The 21,274-nt window shown below is 71.2% G+C and carries 15 protein-coding genes and 1 pseudogene; 7 read left to right on the forward strand and 9 right to left on the reverse strand.

Annotated features, from left to right (window positions below):
• The 3 genes from NW895_RS29845 to NW895_RS29855 are packed head-to-tail and all read right to left on the reverse strand — an operon-like array spanning position 1 to position 4,634.
• Positions 1-1,791: a nickel-dependent hydrogenase large subunit gene (locus tag NW895_RS29845; protein ID WP_289939443.1), complete on the reverse strand. Its 1,791-nt coding sequence runs from the start codon at positions 1,789-1,791 to the stop codon at positions 1-3.
• 42 nt (positions 1,792-1,833) lie between these two features.
• A complete protein-coding gene (locus NW895_RS29850; protein WP_289939444.1) occupies positions 1,834-2,889 on the reverse strand; it encodes a hydrogenase expression protein HypE in 1,056 nt (351 codons plus the stop codon).
• Between the two features lie 50 nt (positions 2,890-2,939).
• Complete coding sequence (locus tag NW895_RS29855; protein WP_289939555.1) at positions 2,940-4,634, reverse strand: enoyl-CoA hydratase-related protein; 1,695 nt, start codon at positions 4,632-4,634, stop codon at positions 2,940-2,942.
• A 146-nt stretch (positions 4,635-4,780) separates the two neighbouring features.
• On the opposite strand from NW895_RS29855, the gene hypA reads away from it, so the two are divergent.
• From hypA to hypE, 6 genes are all read left to right on the forward strand, one after another.
• Entirely contained in the window at positions 4,781-5,134 is a 354-nt protein-coding gene (gene hypA, locus NW895_RS29860) for a hydrogenase maturation nickel metallochaperone HypA (protein WP_289939446.1), read from the forward strand.
• Complete coding sequence (gene hypB, locus NW895_RS29865; protein ID WP_289939447.1) at positions 5,134-5,919, forward strand: hydrogenase nickel incorporation protein HypB; 786 nt, start codon at positions 5,134-5,136, stop codon at positions 5,917-5,919. Before hypA ends, hypB begins: the two co-directional genes overlap by 1 nt.
• A complete protein-coding gene (gene hypF / locus NW895_RS29870; protein ID WP_289939448.1) occupies positions 5,916-8,273 on the forward strand; it encodes a carbamoyltransferase HypF in 2,358 nt (785 codons plus the stop codon). The genes hypB and hypF overlap by 4 nt, the downstream gene beginning before the upstream one ends.
• Positions 8,273-8,572 (forward strand): HypC/HybG/HupF family hydrogenase formation chaperone, encoded by a 300-nt coding sequence (locus NW895_RS29875; protein WP_289939449.1) that lies wholly within the window; start codon positions 8,273-8,275, stop codon positions 8,570-8,572. The genes hypF and NW895_RS29875 overlap by 1 nt, the downstream gene beginning before the upstream one ends.
• Complete coding sequence (hypD, locus tag NW895_RS29880; protein ID WP_289939450.1) at positions 8,569-9,672, forward strand: hydrogenase formation protein HypD; 1,104 nt, start codon at positions 8,569-8,571, stop codon at positions 9,670-9,672. Before NW895_RS29875 ends, hypD begins: the two co-directional genes overlap by 4 nt.
• Before the next feature lie 70 nt (positions 9,673-9,742).
• Positions 9,743-10,732 (forward strand): hydrogenase expression/formation protein HypE, encoded by a 990-nt coding sequence (gene hypE, locus NW895_RS29885; RefSeq protein ID WP_289939556.1) that lies wholly within the window; start codon positions 9,743-9,745, stop codon positions 10,730-10,732.
• A gap of 127 nt (positions 10,733-10,859) precedes the next feature.
• Here the strand turns inward: hypE and NW895_RS29890 are convergent.
• A pseudogene (locus tag NW895_RS29890) lies at positions 10,860-11,524 on the reverse strand (substrate-binding domain-containing protein); the annotation flags it as partial.
• 342 nt (positions 11,525-11,866) lie between these two features.
• On the opposite strand from NW895_RS29890, the gene NW895_RS29895 reads away from it, so the two are divergent.
• Positions 11,867-17,056, forward strand: coding sequence for a family 43 glycosylhydrolase (locus tag NW895_RS29895; RefSeq protein ID WP_289939451.1), 5,190 nt, complete (start codon positions 11,867-11,869; stop codon positions 17,054-17,056).
• A 102-nt stretch (positions 17,057-17,158) separates the two neighbouring features.
• Here NW895_RS29895 and NW895_RS29900 read toward each other — a convergent pair whose 3' ends face one another.
• From NW895_RS29900 to NW895_RS29920, 5 genes are read right to left on the reverse strand one after another with little or no spacing between them, the layout of a single operon-like run.
• Positions 17,159-17,473 carry a zf-HC2 domain-containing protein gene (locus NW895_RS29900; RefSeq protein ID WP_289939452.1) on the reverse strand — a complete coding sequence of 105 codons (315 nt, stop codon included), beginning with the start codon at positions 17,471-17,473 and terminating at the stop codon, positions 17,159-17,161.
• The gene (locus NW895_RS29905) at positions 17,470-18,054 is read right to left on the reverse strand and encodes a sigma-70 family RNA polymerase sigma factor (RefSeq protein WP_289939453.1); all 585 of its coding nucleotides are present in this window, start codon (positions 18,052-18,054) and stop codon (positions 17,470-17,472) included. The genes NW895_RS29900 and NW895_RS29905 overlap by 4 nt, the downstream gene beginning before the upstream one ends.
• Positions 18,055-18,097: 43 nt before the next feature.
• Positions 18,098-19,186, reverse strand: a complete 1,089-nt coding sequence (gene sbnA / locus NW895_RS29910; protein WP_289939454.1) for a 2,3-diaminopropionate biosynthesis protein SbnA — start codon at positions 19,184-19,186, stop codon at positions 18,098-18,100.
• Positions 19,187-19,231: 45 nt separating this feature from the next.
• The gene (sbnB, locus tag NW895_RS29915; protein ID WP_289939455.1) at positions 19,232-20,254 is read right to left on the reverse strand and encodes a 2,3-diaminopropionate biosynthesis protein SbnB; all 1,023 of its coding nucleotides are present in this window, start codon (positions 20,252-20,254) and stop codon (positions 19,232-19,234) included.
• Positions 20,251-21,252: a TauD/TfdA family dioxygenase gene (locus NW895_RS29920; protein WP_289939456.1), complete on the reverse strand. Its 1,002-nt coding sequence runs from the start codon at positions 21,250-21,252 to the stop codon at positions 20,251-20,253. Before NW895_RS29920 ends, sbnB begins: the two co-directional genes overlap by 4 nt.
• Between the last annotated feature and the right edge of the window lie 22 nt (positions 21,253-21,274).

Here is a 21,274-nt window from a genome sequence, read left to right on the forward strand (position 1 = left end):
CTAACCGGCCAGGGTGCCGAAGGTCGGCGAGTGGGACTGGGTGAGGGTGCGGCCGCCGCCGAGGTACATGTGGACGCCGCACGGCAGGCACGGGTCGAAGCTGCGGACGGTGCGCATGATGTCGATGCCCTTGAAGTTGTCCGGCCCGTTCTCCTCGAAGATCGGGCAGCCCTGTACGGCGTCCTCGTAGGGGCCGGGGGTGCCGTAGAAGTCGCGCGGGCTGGCGTTCCACGGGGTCGGCGGGTACGGGTGGTAGTTGGCGATCTTGCCGTCCCGGACGACCATGTGGTGGCTGAGCACGCCGCGTACGGCCTCGTGGAAGCCGACGCCGATGGCCTCCTTGGGCACCTTGAAGTCCTGGAAGGTCTTGGTGACGCCGTTGCGGACCTCCTTCAGTGCCTGGTCGACGAAGTGCAGTGCCATGGCCGCCGCGTAGGCGACGAAGTACATGCGGGCCCGGTTGCGCTCGATGGTGTTGGGGAACGGCGGCGGCGTCCACTCCAGCCTCCGCTCCGGTGAGGACGGCGTCTTCGGCAGGTCGATCTGCACGCTGTGGCCGGTGGAGCGCACGTACGGGGTGTTGACCTTCCCGGCGAGGGCGGTGACCCACAGGCGGGCGATGGGGCCGCCGCCGGTGTCGAGGGCGAGGAAGTCGTTGGTGCGCTTGTCGAACCAGCGGGGACTCATCACCCAGCTGTAGTTGCCGCCGTCGAGCTCACGTTTCTGCGGGGCGGGCAGGGTGGTCTGGTTCCAGGGGTGGCGCTTGTCGACCGGGTTGCCGAGCGGGTCCTTGTCGACGAAGGTCTCCTCGCCGGTCCAGTCCTCGTAGTAGGAGCTGCCGAGCAGGATGCGCATACCGAGGTTGATGTCGACCAGGTCCGTGGTGACGAGCTGGTTGTCGACCACGATGCCCGGGGTGACGAACATGCGGTTGCCCCACTCGTTCATCTTCTTGTAGCTGTAGTCGACGATCTCGGGGTCCTGGAAGGCGCCCCAGCAGCCGAGCAGCGTGCGGCGCCGGCCGACCTCCTCGTAGCCGGGCAGTGCCTCGTAGAAGAAGTCGAAGACGTCGTCGTTCATGGCGACGGCACGTTTGATGAAGTCCAGGCAGCGGGTGAGCCGCACCAGGTAGTCGGTGAAGACCTGCGGGGTCGCCATCGTGCCGACGCCGCCCGGGTAGAGCGTGGAGGGGTGCACATGGCGGCCCTCCATGAGGCAGATCATCTCGCGGGTGACCCGGCTCATGACGAGCGCCTCTTTGTAGGTGGCCCCTTCGAAGGGGTTGTAGGAGCGCATGATGTCGCCGATCGTGCGGCAGCCGTGCTGGTCACCGCGCGGGGCGGGGGTGCGCTCGGCCCGCTCCCACACGCCCGGGTTGGTCTCCTTGACCATGCGTTCGCAGTAGTCGACGAAGACCATGTTGTCCTGGAAGATCGTGTGGTCGAACATGTACTCGGCGGCCTCGCCGAGGTTGATGATCCACTCGCCGACCGGCGGTGTCTTCACGCCGTAGGCCATGTTCTGCGCGTACACCGAGCAGGTGGCGTGGTTGTCACCGCAGATGCCGCAGATGCGGCTGGTGATGAAGTGCGCGTCGCGGGGGTCCTTGCCCTTCATGAAGACGCTGTAGCCGCGGAAGACCGATGAGGTGCTCTTGCACTCCACCACCTCGCGGGTGTTGAAGTCGATCTTCGTGTAGATGCCCAGGTTGCCGACGATCCGGGTGATCGGATCGAACGCGACATCGGTGAGGGTGCGCTGCTCCGCGGGGGCGGCCTGGCTCGTCGTCACTCGACGGATTCCTTTCACACAAGGGACAAGCGGGGGTCGGGGTTACTTGCCGGGCCAGCGCGGTGCGAAGCCGGAGGTGAGCTCGGGGCGGTTGTGGCGCCACTTGGGCTCTTTGTTGACCGAGCGGTTGGTGATGGCGCGCAGCGTGCGCACCAGCGGTCCGTAGGTGGACGCCATGAGGCCGGAGGAGATGCTGCCGCCGGGCGGCTCGTCCATGAACGGCATGAACTTGTCGGGGAATCCGGGCATGGTGCAGGCGATGCAGATGCCGCCGACGTTGGGGCAGCCTCCGATGCCGTCCATCCAGCCGCGCTTGGGGACGTTGCAGTTGACCACCGGGCCCCAGCAGCCGATCTTCACCTGGCACTTGGGCGAGTTGTAGTCCTTGGCGAAGTCGCCCTGCTCGTAGTACGCGGCGCGGTCGCAGCCCTCGTGCACCGTCTTGCCGAACAGCCAGGTGGGGCGCAGTTGATCGTCGAGCGGGATGGGCGGGGCCATGCCGGCGGCCTGGTAGAGCAGCCAGGTCACGGTCTCCATGAAGTTGTCGGGCTGGACGGGGCAGCCGGGCACGTTGACGATCGGCAGTCCGCCGGCCGAGCGGAAGTCCCAGCCCAGGTAGTCGGCCAGGCCCATGCAGCCGGTGGGGTTGCCGGCCATGGCGTGGATGCCTCCGTAGGTGGCACAGGTGCCGACCGCGACGACGGCGAAGGCTCCGGGGGCGAGCCGGTCGATCCAGGTGTTGAAGGTGATGGGGTCGCCCGTGCGGGGGTCGTTGCCCATCGAGGTCCAGTAACCGTCGCCGTTGATGCGCTCGTTGGGGATCGAGCCCTCCACGACGAGGACGTAAGGGGCCCCGAGTTCGCCGTCGGCGGCCTGGTGGAAGGGCCGGGTGAAGTCGTCGGCGGTCTCGTAGGAAAGCACCTTGTTGTGCAGGACGACCTTCGGCAGTCCCGGAATGGCCCCGAGGACCACGTCCTCCAGGCTCGGCAGCGATGCCGCGGTGACGGAGACGGTGTCGCCGTCGCAGCTCATGCCCTCCGAGGTCCACAGGATGTGGACCTCCTCAACGGCCGCAGGGGCCTCGGTTGCGGTGCTCATGTGATCCCTTCCTGGCGGCATCCCCCAGAGCAGGCTGGCATATCAGACGATCAGCCACCATTCGGACACTCCATTCGGAGGTGTTCGGGGGTCCCGTGCGGCCGCCGCTTGCGTACGAAGGCGGAACGCAGCGCGTGGTAAGGAGCGGCCGGGTCGTCGAAGACGGCACGCATGCGCTCCAGCTCGGCGGCACGGTAGGCACTGAGCGGCCGCACGGCCTCGTCGCGCTCCCGGGCGGTCTTCTTCGCGCCCAGCCGGGCCGGGAGCGCCGCGGAACGAGCCAGCCGTACGGCCATCCGGGTGACCTCTTCCGCGAACTCCCCCGGCGCGCACTCGACGACACGGTCCACCAGCCCGATCTCCTGGGCCGCGGTGGCCGTGAGCGGCAGCGCGTCCTCGGTGAGCCGCGCGGCGACCGCCGGGCCGACCCGGCGGGGCAGGGTGTAGGTCCAGTACTCGGAGCCGTACAGGCCCATCAGCCGGTAGTGCGGGTTGAGCACGGCACCGCCGCGGCACCACACCTCGTCGGCCGCGAGGGCCAGCATCGCGCCGCCCGCCGCCGCGTTGCCGGCCAGCGCCGCGACCACGAGGCGGTCGGTGGTGGTCAGGATCTCCTCCACCAGGTCGTCGATGGCCTCGATGTTGGCCAGCGACTCGGCGGCTGGATCGGGGGCGGCCTCGATGACGTTCAGGTTGATGCCGTTGGAGAAGAAGTCCCTTCTTCCACCGAGGACGAGGACGTCGACGGGGCGGGTGCGGGCGTGGCGGTAGGCGGTGAGCAGGCGGCGGCACTGGTCGGTGTTCAGCGCACCGCCGGGGAAGCGGAAGCGGAGGAAGCCGACGGTGCCCTGCTCTTGATAGGTGATGTCGGAATAGCTCCCGCCTGCCGGCTTGCGCCAGCGCGGCGGAGCCGCGGAGGACACAGCCCGGTGCCCCCGAAGAGCCAGCGTCGCCGGAAGTCTGAAGGTCGTCGGACCGCCCGGGGTACGGCGAGGGCGGAGCTCGGGGATCCAGACCGCGCCGTCGGTCGTCGCCCGGCAGACCGCTCCGTGGCGGGTGGCCAGGATCTCGCCCGGCGTGCCGGTGAACCCGTGCGCGGGTCGGCCGCCGTGGAGGTACCACTCGCCGCCGAGGAAGGAGTCCAGTACACCGGGCTGTGAGTCGGCGGCGCGGAGTTTGCGCAGGACGGTCTCCGTGCTGTCCCGGTGCCAGTCGATGCGGCGTTCCTCCTGGCACAGGTACGGCTGCCAGGTGTGGGAGGGCGGCATGACCGGCGTGTACCTGCCCGAGGCGAAGCGTTCGACGGCGAGCAGCACCGCCCGCAGGGACGCGTCGGCCAGCTCGCCCCGGTACAGGTCGCTCTTTCCCACGTCGGGCGGCACGGTGAAGTCCGCCGACGCCCACACCGGCCCGGCGTCCATCTCGGCCACCGCCTGCAGGACGGTCACGCCCCACCGCTCCAGTCCTTGCTGCACCGCCCGGTCGAGGGACGACGGACCCCGGTCGCCGGGCGGTCCCGGGTGGACGATCAGGCAGGGGTACGCCGACCAGACCTCTTCCGGGAGGGCGGTGGTCAGCATGGGGGCGATCACCAGCTCGGGCGCGTGGCGGCGCACCGCTTCGGTGAGCTGCCGGTCGTCGCCGAGCGCCAGTTCCACGGCGACGAAGTGGCCGTGGTCGCGCAACTCCGCGAAGACCCGCTGGGTAAGGCTGTTGAAGGCGCTCGCAAGAAGCAGAATCCGCATCACGCGGCGATGCTGCCCGTCCGCCGCGGCGCGGCGCCGGAGGCACGCCCTTGAGGATTATCTGCTTGGGCCGCCCGAGGGAAAACACCCGCCGTCCGCGTTCGCGTGCCGGGCGGGGGCCGGGGCCGTGCCTACCGTGGCGGACCATGCACGAACTGTCGATCGCCGCCGCCGTCGTGGAGAGCGCCGAGAGCGTCGCCCGCGACCACGGGGCGGACGCGGTGGCGGGGGTGACGCTGCGGATCGGCGAGCTGGCGGGCGTGGTCCCGGACGCGCTGCGCTTCTCCTTCTCACTGGTCGCCGAGGGCACCGCACTGGACCGGGCGGAACTGGTCATCGAAGAGGTGCCGGCCAGGGCCCGCTGCGGCGGCTGCGAAGTGGACTTCGCGGTCGGCTCGCCGCCCGCGCTGTGGTGCCCGCACTGCGACACCCCGGCGGCCGAGCTGCTGACGGGGCGGGAACTGGAACTGGCGGAGGTACGAATGGCAGGGAGCCCGTGATGTGCCGCAGCGTCGACGTACGGACGGCCGTGCTGGCCAAGAACGACGGTCTGGCGGCGGAGCTCCGCGCCGACCTGGCGCGGCGGCGGGTGACCGCCGTCAACCTGCTCTCCAGCCCCGGCAGCGGCAAGACGGCGCTGCTGGAGCTGGTGCTGCGCCGGGCCCGTGAGCGCGGCGTGGCCGCCGCCGCCCTCACCGCGGACCTGGCGACGGAGAACGACGCCCGCCGCCTCGCCCGCTCGGGAGCGCCGGTCAGACAGGTGCTGACCGGCGGCCTGTGCCACCTGGAGTCCGCGCAGGTGCGCGCGCTCATCGACGACTGGCTCCCGGAGGCGACCCGGCTGCTGTTCATCGAGAACGTCGGGAACCTTGTCTGCCCCGCCTCCTACGACCTGGGCGAAACGCTGCGCGTGACGCTCATGTCGGTAACGGAGGGCGAGGACAAGCCGCTGAAGTACCCGACCGCCTTCGGCGCGGCCCACCTCGTGGTGCTGACGAAGACGGACCTGGCCTCCGCTGCCGGATTCGACGACATGGCCTTCACCAAGGCCGTGGAGCGTGTCAACCCCGGCGTCGAGATCCTGCGCACCTCGGCGCGCGACGGGCGGGGCGCCGACACCCTGCTCGACCGCGTCCTCACCGTGGCGGACGGAGCGGCGCCGCACGCCCCGCTGCTCGCGGCAGACCATCTGCGCCGCCACGGTCACGACCACGGCCCCGGCGCTCACGACCACGGCCCCGGCGCTCATGACCACGGTCACGCGTCCCCGGCCACCACCGCGTGACGTCCACGACGACGGCCCGGGGGACGGCCGCCCCGGCCGTGGTACGGCGCCGGGTGACCGTGCGCGGGACCGTGCAGGGTGTCGGGTTCCGGCCCTTCGTGCACCGGCTGGCCGCGGAGCTGGGCCTCGCGGGCCACGTACGCAACGGCGCCGAGGGCGTCGTCGCCGAGGTGGAGGGCGCGGGTGAGTCCGTGGCGGAGTTCTGCCGGGCCCTGACCGAGCGGCCACCGCCCCTGGCGGACGTCCAGGAGGTGGCGTACGAGACCGTCCCCGCCCTCGGTGTCCCCGGTTTCGTCATCCATCCGTCCGAGGACGGGGGCGGCGGCACCAGCCGGACGCTCATCCCGCCGGACACCGCGACCTGCGAGGACTGTCTGCGGGAGCTGGCGGACCCGGCGGACCGCCGCCACCGGCACCCGTTCATCACGTGCACGCACTGCGGCCCCCGCTTCACCATCTCCACCGCTCTGCCCTACGACCGGGCGACGACGACCATGGCCGCGTTCCCGCTGTGCCGGGCCTGCGCCACGGAGTACGCGGACCCGGCGGACCGCCGCTTCCACGCCCAGCCGGTGGCGTGCCACGACTGCGGGCCCCGACTGCGGCTCACCGTCCCCGGCAGCCCACGGTGCGAGGGCGAACCCGCTCTCGCCGAGGCCCGGCGGCTGCTGGCGCGGGGTGCGGTACTCGCCGTCAAGGGACTGGGCGGCTACCACCTGGCCTGTGACGCCGCGGACGAGCGTGCCGTCGCCGCCCTGCGCCGGCGCAAGGAGCGCGGCGGCAAACCGTTCGCCGTCATGTGTGCCGATCTGGCGCGGGCCGAGCGGCTGGCGCATGTCGGTCCGGAGGAGGCGGCGGTCCTGACGGGCCGTCGGCGGCCGATCGTGCTGCTGCGCCGCCGGGAGGAGTCCGGCGGGATCGCCGAGGCGGTGTGCCCGGGCAGCCCCGACGTCGGTGTGATGCTCCCCTACACGCCGCTGCACCGACTGCTGTTCGGGCTGCCGGGCGATCCTCCGGGCCCCCAGGTGCTGGTGATGACCAGCGGCAACCGCTCCGGGGAGCCCATCGTCACCGACGACGCCGAGGCGCTGGAGCGGCTCGCCGGGATCGCCGACGGCTGGCTGTGGCACGACCGGGCCATCGAGGCGCCCTGCGACGACTCCGTGGTCCGCGTCCGCCCGGACGGGGGCGGCGAGGTCGTGCTGCGCCGGTCGCGCGGCCATGTCCCGGAGCCGGTCGCGCTGCCCGTCCCCGTCACGCCGGCCCTCGCCGTGGGCGGCGACCTCAAGAACGCCCTGTGCCTCGGGGCGGAGGGCGGCGCCTGGTTCTCCCCGCACATCGGCGACATGGGCGACCTGGCCACCGTACGGGCCTTCGAGCGTGCCGGTGAGCGGCTGGGCGCGCTGACCGGGATCGAACCCGAGCTGCTGACGGCCGACCGGCACCCGGGGTACCACTCGGCTCGATGGGCGCGGCGCACGGCCGAGGCCAAGGGCCTCCCCCTGCGCCCGGTACAGCACCATCACGCCCATGTCGCGTCCGTGATGGCCGAGCACGGCCTCGGCGGCGGGACGCGCGTCATCGGCGTCGCCTTCGACGGCACCGGATACGGCGACGACGGGGCGGTCTGGGGCGGCGAGGTGCTGGTCGGCGGCTACGACGGCTTCCGTCGCTTCGCCCATCTGCGGTACGCACAACTGCCCGGCGGGGACAAGGGCGTGGCCAATCCGTGCCGCGTGGCGCTGGCCCGGTTGCGGGCGGTGGGGCTGCCCTGGGACACGGACCTGCCCTGCGTCGCCGCGTGCTCCTCCGATGAACTGCGGCTGCTGGACCGGCAGTTGACTCGCGACACGGCCTGTGTGCCGACCTCGTCCATGGGGCGGCTGTTCGACGCGGTCTCCTCGCTGGCCGGGATCTGTCACCGGGCCCGCTACGAGGCGCAGGCCGCCATCGAGCTGGAGGCGGCGGCGGTCCTCGCCTGGCCGGAGCGGACCGGGGCGTACGCCTTCGCCGGTGACCTGGACCCCGGGCCGGTGCTGGCCGCGATCGTGGCCGACCTGCGGCGCGGCGTGCCCGTACCGGTGATCGCCGCCCGCTTCCACCGCGCGGTCGCGGTGGCCGTGGCGAAGGTCTGCCGGGCCGCCCGCCGGGAGACGGGAGCGGAGGTGGCGGCGCTGTCGGGCGGGGTGTTCGCCAACGCGCTGCTCGACGCCGAGTGCGCCGCGCTGCTGGCGGCGGACGGGTTCACGGTGCTCCGGCACCGGCGGGTGCCGCCCAATGACGGTGGTCTCGCGCTCGGCCAGCTGGTCGTGGCGGCTCACAGGGATCGACCGGAACGACAAGGAGGACGCTGATGTGCCTGGCGGTACCCGGCCGGGTGGTCGGAATCGAGGACCGGGACGGCACGCGCATGGCGCGCGTCGACTTCGGCGGGGTGGTCAAGGACGTGTGCCTGGCCTACGTCCCCGACGCCGAGGTGGGCGAGTACGTCATCGTCCACGTCGGCTTCGCGCTCCAGCGGCTGGACGAGGAGTCGGCTCGCGCCTCACTGGAGCTGTTCGAGCAACTCGGCCTGCTCGATGAGGAGTTCGGCGACGCGTGGGCGCTGGCCGAGGCGGAGGCGACGGCCACGGAGGAGGAGGGCGTGCGATGAAGTACATCGAGGAGTTCAACGACCCGGAGCTGGCCCGCCGGCTGCTGGACGAGATTCACGCCACCGTCACCCGTCCCTGGGCGATGATGGAGGTCTGCGGCGGACAGACCCACTCGATCATCCGCCATGGCATCGACCAGCTCCTCCCGGACCAGGTGGAGTTGATCCACGGTCCGGGCTGTCCGGTGTGTGTGACGCCGCTGGAGGTGATCGACAAGGCGCTGGCGATCGCGTCCCGTCCGAACGTCGTCTTCTGCTCCTTCGGCGACATGCTGCGCGTGCCCGGAACCGACCGGGACCTGTTCCGGGTCAAGGGCGAGGGCGGCGACGTACGGGTGGTGTACTCGCCGCTGGACGCCCTGGAGATCGCCCGCCGGGAGCCGGACAAGGAGGTCGTGTTCTTCGGCATCGGCTTCGAGACCACGGCCCCGGCCAATGCCATGACCGTCCACGAGGCCCGCCGGCTGGGCATCGGCAACTTCAGCCTGCTGGTGTCGCACGTGCGGGTACCGCCCGCCATCGAGGCGATCATGCGGGCCCCCGACTGCCGCGTCCAGGCGTTCCTGGCGGCGGGCCATGTGTGCAGTGTGATGGGCGTCGCCGAGTATCCCGAGCTGGCCGAGCGCCACCGGGTGCCGATCGTGGTGACGGGCTTCGAGCCGCTGGACATCCTGGAGGGCGTGCGCCGTACGGTCCGTCAGCTGGAGCGCGGCGAACACCGGGTGGAGAACGCCTACCCGCGCGCGGTGCGCGAGGCGGGCAACCCGGCCGCGTTGCGCATGATCGAGGAGGTCTTCGAGGTCACCGACCGCGCCTGGCGGGGCATCGGCGTGATCCCGGACAGCGGCTGGCGGCTGTCCGAGGCCTTCCGGGCGTACGACGCCGAGTACCGCTTCGACGTCGGCGACGTGCGCACCGTCGAGTCCCCCGAGTGCCGCAGCGGCGAGGTCCTCCAGGGCCTGATCAAGCCCAACGAGTGCCCCGCCTTCGGCACCACCTGCACACCGCGCAACCCGCTCGGCGCGACCATGGTCTCCAGCGAGGGCGCCTGCGCGGCGTACTACCTGTACCGGCGGCTGGAGGTGACCCCCGTTGGCTGACACGAACACGGTCGTGGACCCCGCGAACTGGTCCTGCCCGGCGCCCCTGCGCGACCACCCGGTGGTCGTGATGGGCCACGGCGGGGGCGGTGCGCTCTCCGGGGAGCTGACGCAGCACCTGTTCGCCCCGGCGTACGGCAACGAGACCCTCGCAGCGCTCACCGACTCCGCGGCCGTCGAACTCGGCGGGGCCCGGCTGGCGTTCTCCACCGACTCGTACGTCGTGCGGCCGCTGTTCTTCCCCGGCGGCAGCATCGGCGACCTGGCCGTCAACGGCACGGTCAACGACCTGGCGATGAGCGGCGCCCGGGCGGCCTACCTGTCGACGGCGTTCATCCTGGAGGAGGGCGTCGAACTGGCCGTGGTGGGCCGTGTCGCCCAGGCCGTGGGAGCGGCCGCGTCCGCCGCCGGAGTGACGGTGGCGACCGGTGACACCAAGGTCGTCGAGGCGGGCCACGGCGACGGCGTGTACGTCAACACGTCCGGCATCGGGCTGGTCCCGCAGGGCGTCGACATCCGCCCCCAGCGGGCGACGCCGGGAGACGTGGTCATCGTCAGCGGCCCGATCGGCGCGCACGGCGTGGCGGTGCTGAGCGTGCGCGAGGGGCTGGAGTTCGGCTCCGACGTGGTCAGCGACACCGCGCCGCTGGGCGGACTGGTCGCCGCGATGCTGGAGGTCACCAAGGACGTGCACGTGCTGCGCGACCCGACGCGGGGCGGGCTCGCCACATCGCTCTGCGAGATCGCCACCGCGTCCGGCACCGGGGTCGTCCTCACCGAGAGCGCGGTCCCGGTACCCGACTCCGTGGCCGCCGCCTGCGGCTTCCTCGGGCTCGACCCGCTGTACGTCGCCAACGAGGGGCGCCTGGTGGCCTTCGTGCCGCCCGAGCACGCCGACGCCGTCCTCGCCGCGATGCACGCGCACCCGCAAGGAGCCGGCGCCGCCGTCATCGGCACCTGTGTGGCCGAGCATCCCGGCATGGTCGTCGCCCGGACCGGCCTCGGCGGCACCCGCGTCGTGGACCTGCCGCTGGGCGAGCAGCTGCCGCGCATCTGCTGACCCGTGCCCCACTGCCCGGCCCGCGCCCCGGCGGCGGACCGGGCAGTTCGCCGGTGAGCGTGGCGCGTCGTCCGGGGCTGAGGGCGCCAGCGAGGTGCGGCGATCGCTTCCGGCGACTCCGGTCAGGCGGGGCGGCCGTCGTGCCGCGTACGACGAGGTGCGCGGGGGGGGGAGGACGACCTCGCGGGGGTCGGTGCGGCCCTGGTCGAGGCGTTCGACGGCGGCGGCCACCGCGTGCCGGGCCTGTTCCCGGACGCCCTGGCTGACGGTGGTCAGGAGGAAGCAGCTCAGGCGGGACAGGGTGTCGTCGTCATAGCCGGCCACCGACACCTCACCCGGCACGTCGACGCCGACGCGGGAAAGGGCGGCCAGCACGCCGATGGCGCACTGGTCGTTGAAGGCGATGACGGCGGTGGGCAGGCCGTCGCCGTCGAGGAGGTGCCGTGCGGCGCGTTGCCCGGCCGCCTCGGTGTTGTCGCCGCGCAGGACCCGGATGTGCTCGTCGAGGCCGTGGCGGCGCAGGGCCGTGCGGTAGCCGCGGCGCCGGTCGGTGGCGATGACACCCCTGCCGCCGTCGACGTAGACGATCTCGCGGTGCCCGAGGCCGGCCAGGTGGTCGACGGTCTGGCCCACGCCGTCGTCGTCCGCGGTGCGCACGACGTCCAGGTCGGCGTCGGCGATCCGGCGGCCGACGGCGATGACGGGCGCCTTGCCGTCGAGGGCGGCGAGTGTGCCGCCGGGTGAGGTGGGGCCGAGCAGGATCAGGGCCTCGCTGCGGAAGGCCAGCAGCGTTGCGCTTCAACCCCCCGTCGGCGCCCCCGTCCGCCGCCACCCCGGCCCACCGGGTCAGGCGCCACCACGAGCAGGCGATCCCGGTCGTCGGCCTCAACGCGCTCCGTCGACCAAGTGGACATGCTCGGCACCCCGATCCGCTTTGACAGTCGGCTCGTTCGACCTGCCGGACATTGTTCGAAACCTCTTGACGCTACCCATACCCCCGATTGACACTCTCGCAACACGACGTCACACGGTCGCAACGACAGGCCGCCCCTGGCCAAGGCACCCGTCATCGGCCTGCTCGCCCTTGCCTTCTGTCCCCCCCCCGTCAGCCAGGTCTCAGCAGGGAAACTTCATATGCCGTACATCGCACGTCCGCGCAGCCGCGCGAGACGCCGGGCGGGCCTTGCCGCCTGCCTGTCCGCCGCGTCACTGTTCCTGGGCCTCGCCGCACCCGCCGTACCCGCACAGGCGGCGGAGACCGCGGACGTCACCGACGGCCTGGCCCTCTGGTACAAGCTCGACGCAGCATCCGGCAGCACCGTCACCGACGCCTCCGGCAACGGCCGGAACGGCACGGTGAACGGCACCGCGGACTGGTCCGACGCCGGTCAAGGGCTCACCTTCAACGGGTCCGACACCTACATCAAGGTGCCGAACGACATCATGAAGGGGATGGACGCGATCACCGTCTCCCTCGACGTGCTGATCGACTCGGCCCAGGCCACCCCGTACTTCCTCTACGGCTTCGGCAACTCCAGCGGGAGCAGCGGCAACGGCTACCTCTTCACCACCGGAAACTCCTTCCGGACCTCCGTCGCGACCGGCAACTGGTCGACGGAGCAGACCACCAAGCCGTCCGACTCGCACAATCTGACCCGCTCGGTGTGGAAGCACGTCACCTACACCCAGACGGGCACGACCGGTGTGCTGTACGAGGACGGTGTGGAGGTCGGCCGCAACACGTCGGTCACCACCACGCCCGGCGCCATCGGCTCCGGCTCCACCACCGCCAACTACATCGGCAAGTCCGTCTACTCCGGCGACAAGCTGTTCAACGGCAGGATCCGCGACTTCCGGGTGTACGACCGGGCACTCGCCGGCTCCGAGGTGGAGCAGCTCGCGCTCCCCGTCGCCACGCAGGGTGTCGCCGACGACAAGGCCGCCCTCAGCCTCGGCGACACCAGTGCCGTCACGGCCGATCTCGACCTGCCGAGGACCGGGACCGCCGGCGGCTCGACGATCAGCTGGGCGAGCGACGACCCCTCCGTGGTGTCGGACTCGGGCGCGGTGACCCGCCCCGCCGCCGGTGAACCGGACGGCCATGCCACGCTCACGGCGACCCTGAAGAAGGGCACCGTCACCGACACCAAGACCTTCGACGTCACGGTCCTGCCCGCGTTCGACGACGAGACGGCCACCGAGCAGGCCGCCGAGGCGCTCACCGTCCACAACCTCGACGACGTCCGCGGCAACCTCACCCTCCCCGCCGACGGCGCCTACGGCACGTCCGTCTCCTGGTCGTCCGCCGAGCCGGACGTCATCTCCGCCGACGGTGTGGTCCACCGTCCGGCGCACGGCGAAGGCGCCACCACCGTCGAGCTGACCGCCACGGTCGCCAAGGGCGACGCCAGGACGACCCGCGCCTTCACCGCGAAGGTGCCCGAACTCCCGGCCGAGCGGGCCCTCAAGGGCTACATGTTCAGCTACTTCACCGGTGAGGGCACCTCCGACGGCGAGCAGCTCTACTTCGCCCTCAGCAAGGGCAACGACCCGCTGAAGTGGCGGGAGTTGAACGACGGCAAGCCGGTCCTGACCTCCACCCTCGGCGAGAAGGGCCTGCGCGACCCGTTCATCATCCGCTCCCCGGAGGGCGACAAGTTCTACCAGATCGCCACCGACCTGAGGATCTACGGCAACGGCGACTGGGACGCCTCGCAGCGCACCGGCAGCAAGTCCATCATGGTCTGGGAGTCCACCGACCTGGTGCACTGGACGAACCAGCGGCTGGTCAAGGTCTCGCCGGACAGCGCGGGCAACACCTGGGCACCGGAGGCGTTCTACGACGCGGGGCGCGGCGAGTACGTGGTCTTCTGGGCGTCGAAGCTGTACGACAACGAGGCGCACTCCGGCGACACGTACAACCGCATGATGTACGCCACCACCCGTGACTTCTACACCTTCAGCGAGCCCAAGGTCTGGATCGACCGCGGCTACTCGGTGATCGACTCCACGGTGATCCAGCACGACGGGACGTACTACCGCCTGTCGAAGGACGAGCGGAACAACACCTCCTCCACCCCCAACAGCAAGTTCATCTTCGAGGAGAAGAGCGACTCCCTCCTCGACACGTCCTGGGACGCGGTCGCCGAGGGCATCGGCAAGGGCGCGATGAACGCCGCCGAGGGGCCGCTGGTGTTCAAGTCCAACACCGAGGAGAAGTGGTACGCGTTCCTGGACGAGTTCGGCGGACGCGGCTACATCCCCTTCGAGACGACCGACCTCGCTTCGGGAAACTGGACCCCGGCCACCGGCTACGACCTGCCCGCCAAGCCCCGCCACGGCACCGTGCTCCCGGTCACGCAGGCGGAGTACGACCGGCTGCTGCGCGCCTACCAGCCGGACCAGCTCGTGGAGAGCGTCGAGGACGTCCCGGTGAAGACCCGCGTCGGTGAGGCACCGGTCCTCCCGGCCACCGTCATCGCCGAGTACGCCGACGGCGTCAGGCGCCCCGTCGCCGTCACCTGGGACGAGGTCCCGGCGTCGGCGTACGCGCAGGCCGGCACGTTCACGGTGAAGGGCAGCCTGCCGGACGGCGCCATCGAAGCCCGCGCCGAGGTCACGGTGTCGGAGGAAGGCCCCGACGTACCCGCCGACCTCGTCCTGCACTACGACTTCGACGAGACCGGCGGCAACATCGCCCGTGACTCCAGCGGCCACGGCTACCACGGCACCTACGTCCGCACGCCCGACTTCGGCACAGGCGTGCACGGCGGCTCGTTCAAGATGTCCGGCGACTCCACCTCGCCGTATGTGAAGATCCCGAACGGCGTGCTGAAGAACGCCGACAGCGTGACCGTCTCCACGTACGCCAAGTGGAAGGGCGGCGACAACTTCCAGTGGCTGTTCGGGCTCGGGCCCGACAGCGACAAGTACCTCTTCGCCACGCCCTCCAACGGCGGTTCGAGCCTCTATTCGGCGATCACCAAGGCGAGTTGGTCGGCGGAGTCGAAGCTGACGGCGGGCTCGCGGCTCACGCCCGGCGAGTGGCAGCACGTCACCGTCACCCTCGACGGCTCGACCGGCGCGATGGTCCTCTACCTGGACGGCGTCGAGGCGGCCCGTACGACGACCACCATCAAGCCGTCCGAGCTGTACACCGCGAGCAAGGACTACAGCGGTTACATCGGCAGGTCCCTGTACGCGGCGGACCCGTACTTCGGTGGCGAGGTCGACGACTTCCGCGTCTACGACCGGGCTCTGACGGCCGCCGAGGTCATGGAGCTCAGCGGCAACACCGCGGGCATCGCGAAGGCGACGCACCCGGCGCTGAAGGTCGACGCGCTCATCGACAACGCGAACAGCAGGATCACACTGCCGATGAAGGAGGGCACCGATCTCACCGCCCTCGCCCCGGAGTTCACCCTCGCCCACGGCGCGGCGATCAGCCCCGCGTCCGGGAGCGTCCACGACTTCACGAAGCCGGTGACGTACGAGGTCACCGGATCGGACGGGAAGAAGCGCACCTGGACCGTCTCCGCCCTGATCATGAAGAGCCCGGTCCTGCCCGGTCTCAACGCCGACCCGAACATCACGAGGTTCGGCGACACCTTCTACATGTACCCGACCACCGACGGCTTCCCGGGCTGGAGCGGCACGCAGTTCAAGGCGTACTCCTCCAAGGACCTGGTCCACTGGGACGACCACGGCGTCATCCTCGACCTCGGCCCGGATGTCGGCTGGGCGGACAGCCGGGCGTGGGCACCGACGATCGAGGAGAAGAACGGCAAGTACTACTTCTACTTCTGCGCCGACGCGAACATCGGTGTCGCGGTCGCCGACTCGCCCACCGGTCCGTTCAAGGACGCGCTGGGCAAGCCGCTGCTCAAGGCGGGCCAGTACCCGGGCCAGATGATCGACCCGGCCGTCTTCACCGACGACGACGGCACGTCCTATCTCTACTGGGGCAACGGCAGGGCGTACGTCGTGCCGCTGAACGACGACATGGTCTCCTTCGACGCCGCGAAGGTCACCGACATCACGCCCAGCGGCTACAACGAGGGCACCTTCGTCATCAAGCGCAAGGGCACCTACTACTTCATGTGGTCGGAGAACGACACCCGGGACGAGAACTACCGCGTCGCGTACGCCACCGGCCCCTCCCCCACCGGCCCCTGGACCAAGCGCGGCGTGATCCTGGAGAAGGACCTGTCCCTCGGCATCAAGGGGCCCGGCCACCACTCGGTCGTCCACGTGCCGAACACCGACGACTGGTACATCGCCTACCACCGGTTCGCCATCCCGGGCGGTGACGGCACCCACCGCGAGACGACCGTCGACAAGCTGGAGTTCGACTCCGACGGCCTGATCAAGAAGGTCGTCCCGACCCTGACCGGCATCGACCCGGTCACCATCGTGCGCGCCGGACCGGACGTCGGCGGCACCGAGGGCGAGGCGATCGGGCTGAGCGGCACGGTCTCCGGAGCGGGCAGCCCGAAGTGGACGGTCGAGGAGGGTGCGCCCTGTACCTTCACCGACCCGGGCTCGGCCCGGACGTCGATCACCTGCACGGACGACGGTACCTACCAGGTCACCCTGACCGGCGGCCGCAGCAGGGACACGGCGACCGTCGAGGTCGCCGACGCGGCACCGGTCATCACCTCGGCCACGGGACCGCAGTCCCCGGTGCCGGCCGGCAGGCGGGCGGTCGTCACGGCCGATTTCACCGACGCGGGCACGAGTGACACCCACACCTGCGAGGTCGACTGGAAGGACGGCACCGAGCCGGGCTCCGGCACCGTCACCGCCTCCGGCTGCCGGGCCGAGCACACCTACGCCGAGGCCGGCATCCATCACCCGGTCATCACCGTGACCGACGACGACGGCGCCTCGGACAGCAGGACGCTGCCCGAGCTGATCGTGTACGACCGCGCCGCCGGACCCGCCCTCGGCACGGGTGTCTTCACCTCCTCGGCGGGCGCCTTTCCCGCCGAGCCGGACCTGACCGGCAAGGCCGCCTTCTCCTTCACCGCGTTCTACCTGAAGGGAGCCACGACCCCCACCGGAAAGGTGTCCCTCGACTTCGGTCCGGCCAGGCTGAAGTTCCGCTCCACCGACTCCGACTGGCTCGTGGTCACCGGTTCCCGGGCCGTCCACCAGGGTTCCGGCACGCTCAACGGGACCGGCGGCTACGGCTTCCGCGTCACCGCCACCGACGGCCCGGACACCTTCCGCATCAGGATCTGGAAGAAGTCCACCGGTGACGTCGTCTACGACAACCTCACCGGCGCGAAGATCAGCGGCCTCATCACCATCGGCGGCCGCTGACCGTCAGCACACAGAACGCCGAGCCGTGTCCGGGCCAGTCACCGGGCACGGCTCGGCTCTTTCCGGCACCTGTCGCCCCGCTGCCGAGCGCGGTGGCCGGGGTCAGGCCGGTGGCCGGCACGAGGCGCAGTCTCCGTGGCCGGGATCGTCGGCTGCCGCGCTGACGGGACCGACCTGGAGCGCGGGTGGGAGCTGCGAGGAGCGCGCCGCCTCGGCCAGGACACGTGGCTTCAGACGCGCCGGCGGGGTGCGGGCCGCCGCGAGGGCCAGCCAGGTCGCGGCCTCCTGGTGGCGGGCGGTCTCGCGGGCGCAGCCCGGGCAGTCGGCGTAGTGTCGCCGGAACACCTCCCGCTCCTCCCGGTCGAGGGCGTCCAAGGCGTAGGCGGCTGTGAGGTCGTGTGCGTCGTCCGTGGTCATCGCGGGGCTCCCAGACAGTGCCGCAGGTGGGTCAGGGCCCTGCGCAGGCGGCTCTTGACGGTGCCCAGCGGCAGGGACAGGGCTGCGGCGACCTCGGCATGGGTGAGGCCCCGGTAGTAGACGAGCAGCACCGGCTGCAGCAGCTCGGCGGTGAGGTCCTGCAGGCAGGAGCGGACCTGTTCCCGTTCGCGGAGCGCCTCCACCGTTTCGGCGACGTCGTCGAAGGCGGGAGTCGATTCGTGCTGGGAGACGGCGCGCTCGCGTTCGGCGGACCTGCGTACCGTGCGGACGCAGTCCACGGCGCGGTGGTGGGCGATGGTCATCATCCAGGTCATGGCGTGCCCGCTCTCGGGCCGGTAGCGGCGGGCGGTCTGCCAGACCTCCAGCATGACGTCCTGGGCGACCTCCTCGGCGCGTGCCGGGTCCCGCAGGACGTGGCAGGCGATTCCGTAGATCGGGCCGGCGACCGTGTCGTACAACCGGGTGAAGGCGTCGTGACTGCCGGCGGCCACGGACAGCAGCAGCCGGTCCGTCTCGGACGCACCGATGTGCCGGGCCTGCGGGGCCTGTCGCTTCGCCACACGCTCTCCTGCCTGCGCACCTGCCCCCGCCCACCTGCCGGGCTCACCCGTCCCCCTCCACAGTGTCCGGGGCCCTGCCGTGGGCCGCATCTCGGCGCCGGTGGTGCGGCCACCGGCCCGGCGACGGCACCGGTGACGGGGTGCGGGAGGTCCGGGACCCGGCGGCGACCGGCCCGTCGGGGCCGAGCACGTCCTCGCCGTACAGGGCCTGCACCCAGTTGGCCTGGTAGACGGTCTCCAGGTAGCGCTCCCCGAGGTCCGGGGCGATGGCCACGGTGGTGAGGCCGGGTGTGTCGTGCCGGGCCAGCCAGCCCAGCGCGCCGCTGACCACGGTGCCGGTGGAGCCGCCGAACAGGAAGCCGCGTCGGGCGAGTCGGCGGCAGACACGGATGGTGTCCGCCTCCTCGACGTGCACCGCCTCGTCGACGAGGGACTCGTCGAGCAGGGGAGGGTGGACGCTCATGCCCAGACCGGGAAGCATCCGGCGTCCCGGAGCGCCGCCGAAGGTCACCGAGCCGACGCTGTCCACCGCGACGATCCGGACCGGCCGGTGCCACTGGCGGAAGTAGCGCGCGCAGCCCATCAGCGTCCCGGTGGTGCCGGCCCCGACGAACAACACGTCCAGCCCCGGGAACGAGCGGGCTATCGCCGGTGCCGTCCGGTGGTAGTGCGCCTTCCAGTTGCCCGGGTTGGTGTACTGGCTGAGCCACACGTACCGGTCGTCCGGGGAGCACAGCGTGCGGATGTAGTCGATGCGCGCGCGGAGGAAGCCGCCGTCGGCGCTCGGCTCGGTGACCACGTGCACCCGGGCGCCCAGGGCCTCCATCAGCAGTCTGGTCGACAGATTGCACCGGGAGTCCGTCACGCACAGGAACGGGTAGCCCTTGCTCGCCGCGATCATGCTGAGGGCCACGCCCATGTTTCCGGACGAGGACTCGACCAGGACCGACTCCGGCGTCAGGGCCCCCTGTTGCTCGGCGGCCTCGACCATCTCGATCGCGGGTTTCAGTTTGATCGAGCCGGCGAAGTTGAAGCCCTCGCACTTCAGGAAGAGCCTGCGCCCCAGTATCGGCCGGAGATCGACGTATAGGTCCTCCTCGTTGAAGGTGTAGGGGGCGGATATGACGGACACGATGGCCTCCGCGGGTTCAAGAGCGTTCCGGGGACGGATGTTCTTTCATCCGTACCTGCTCAGCTCGTGGAAGAAGTCGTCGACGATGTGCAGTTCTCCGGAGCCGGCCACCTCGTCGTGGACGTACTTGCCGACGGCGAGGTCGAGCACTCCGAGGCCGAAGGGTGAGAACACCACCGTCCGGTCCGTGGGGAGCGTGAGGTGTCCGGCCATGACGTCCGCCAGCGTTCCGGTCAGGAAGTCGCGGGTGCCCGTGCGTTGTTCGGTGAGGTGGAGTGAGGTCTGCGCCCGCAGACAGTGCTCGACGTCGTCGACGATGTTCGCCGAGGCGAGCACGACTTCCGGGGCCAGGTCGCGCAGCGAGACGTGCAGCACCAGCGGTTGGTGTGCGAACCACGAGGGTTCGGTGATGTGCGGCCGGCTTGCGACGGTGGCGAAGACCACCAGGTCGCTGGTGCGGATCAACCGCTCGGGGCCGTCGTGCACGACGATCTCGCCGGGCGCGCCCGACTGCTTCAGGTAGCGGCTGAAGCCTGCCGCGCTGTCGGCGGACACGTCGTGGACGCCGATGGTGTCGAACGACCAGCCGGTACCGGACAGGAACGTGTGGATGTAGCGGGCGATCAGACCCGTTCCGACGAACCCGATGCGCGCCGGGCGCCGTCGGCCGCGGCTGAGCCGGTCCGCCGCCAGCGCCGCCGACGCGGCCGTCCGCGTGGCGCTGATGATGGACGCTTCGACGCAGGCGAACGGGTAGCCGGTGTCGTGGTCGTTGAGGATGAGCACCGCCGAGGCCCTGGGGATGCCGGCCGCCACGTTCTGCGGGAAGCTGGAGATCCACTTCAGGCCGTCCACCGGCCCCGCCCCGCCGATCGAGGCGGGCAGCGCGATGATCCGGGAGGACGGGCGGTCGGGGAAGCGCAGGAACTGGGACGGCGGATTCACGCATTCGCCGGCGCCGTGCAGCCGGTAGGTGGCCTCGACCAGCTCCACGATCTGCTTCTCGCGTCCCCGCAGCGCTTGCTGGACCTGTGCGCCGGGAACTACCGCGAACGGTGGCACGGTCATGCGGTCACCTCCACGGTCGGCGAGCAGTCGGCCAGGCGGACCGCGTCCGCCATGGCGACGAGCACCTCGCGCGGGCCCTCGTAGGGCTCCCTGCTGTGCGCGGTGCGGACGTTGTCGACGAGCATCAGGTCACCGGGCTGCCACGGCTCGCGCACGGTGTGGGACTCGTACACCTCGTTCAGCAGCCGCACGGTGTCCTCGTCGATCGGTGCGCCCTGCCCGTAGCGCGTGTTGAACGGCAGGCCGTCGGCGCCGTAGACGTCCACGAGGTACTCGCGTATCTCGGGGGCCAGCGTCCACTCGTTGAGGAACGCGATCTGGTTGAACCAGCAGTGCCGGCCGGTGACCGGGTGGCGTACCACGGCGCTGCGGCGCTGCCAGGTCCGCAGTCCGCCGCCGGGCTGCCATGCGAAGTCGATCGCGGCCGCGCGGCAGTAGCGCTCGACCGCGCCGCGGTCCTCGGTGCCGAAGGCGTCGGCGATGGACGCCCCGATCTCGTCGTTATAGGTGCGGGTGAGCAGCCAGCCCTCCCTGAGGAACCGCTCGACGAGGTCGGTGGGCAGCGCGTGCAGCACGGTCGGGGCGTCGGCCAGCGCGGTCGCTCCGCCTGCGGTGGGGGCACCGAGGCAGGCGAACAGCATCAGGCCGGGGAACTCAAGGGTGTAGCTGAGCTCGTGGTGCATGCACATCGGCTGGTTCGGCGGCCACGTGGAGGAGGAGTACACGCCGTCGGAGTAGGTCCGCCGGGACGCGAAGGCTTCCTTCTCGGTCATCAGACCGCCGGACAGCCGCCGGAAGACGGCCTCGGTCTCGGCCTGGTCGCCCAGCCCGAGGCCCCGGACCAGGACCGAGCCGTGCTCGGTGACGATGGCGCGCAGCGCGTCCCGGTGCTCGGCCGCCCAGCCGGCCGCGTCGCCGGTGGGTTCGGCGCGCAGGAGCGGGGGTTTGCCGGGCCGCAGGTCGACAGCGGGCAGCGACAGGGGCAACGAGGACGGCATCTCGGTCTCCTTTCGGTTGCGT

This window comes from Streptomyces sp. S.PNR 29, assembly GCF_030386795.1.
Classification (GTDB): Bacteria; Actinomycetota; Actinomycetes; order Streptomycetales; family Streptomycetaceae; genus Streptomyces.

Bases quoted from the DNA above. Each gene is read 5' to 3' on its own strand.
- NW895_RS29850 (WP_289939444.1), bottom strand. From the start codon at position 2,889: ATGAGCACCGCAACCGAGGCCCCTGCGGCCGTTGAGGAGGTCCACATC.
- NW895_RS29855 (WP_289939555.1), bottom strand. From the start codon at position 4,634: ATGCGGATTCTGCTTCTTGCGAGCGCCTTCAACAGCCTTACCCAGCGG.
- hypA (WP_289939446.1), top strand. From the start codon at position 4,781: ATGCACGAACTGTCGATCGCCGCCGCCGTCGTGGAGAGCGCCGAGAGC.
- hypB (WP_289939447.1), top strand. From the start codon at position 5,134: ATGTGCCGCAGCGTCGACGTACGGACGGCCGTGCTGGCCAAGAACGAC.
- NW895_RS29875 (WP_289939449.1), top strand. From the start codon at position 8,273: ATGTGCCTGGCGGTACCCGGCCGGGTGGTCGGAATCGAGGACCGGGAC.
- hypD (WP_289939450.1), top strand. From the start codon at position 8,569: ATGAAGTACATCGAGGAGTTCAACGACCCGGAGCTGGCCCGCCGGCTG.
- hypE (WP_289939556.1), top strand. From the start codon at position 9,743: ATGGGCCACGGCGGGGGCGGTGCGCTCTCCGGGGAGCTGACGCAGCAC.
- NW895_RS29895 (WP_289939451.1), top strand. From the start codon at position 11,867: ATGCCGTACATCGCACGTCCGCGCAGCCGCGCGAGACGCCGGGCGGGC.
- NW895_RS29900 (WP_289939452.1), bottom strand. From the start codon at position 17,473: ATGACCACGGACGACGCACACGACCTCACAGCCGCCTACGCCTTGGAC.
- sbnB (WP_289939455.1), bottom strand. From the start codon at position 20,254: ATGACCGTGCCACCGTTCGCGGTAGTTCCCGGCGCACAGGTCCAGCAA.
- NW895_RS29920 (WP_289939456.1), bottom strand. From the start codon at position 21,252: ATGCCGTCCTCGTTGCCCCTGTCGCTGCCCGCTGTCGACCTGCGGCCC.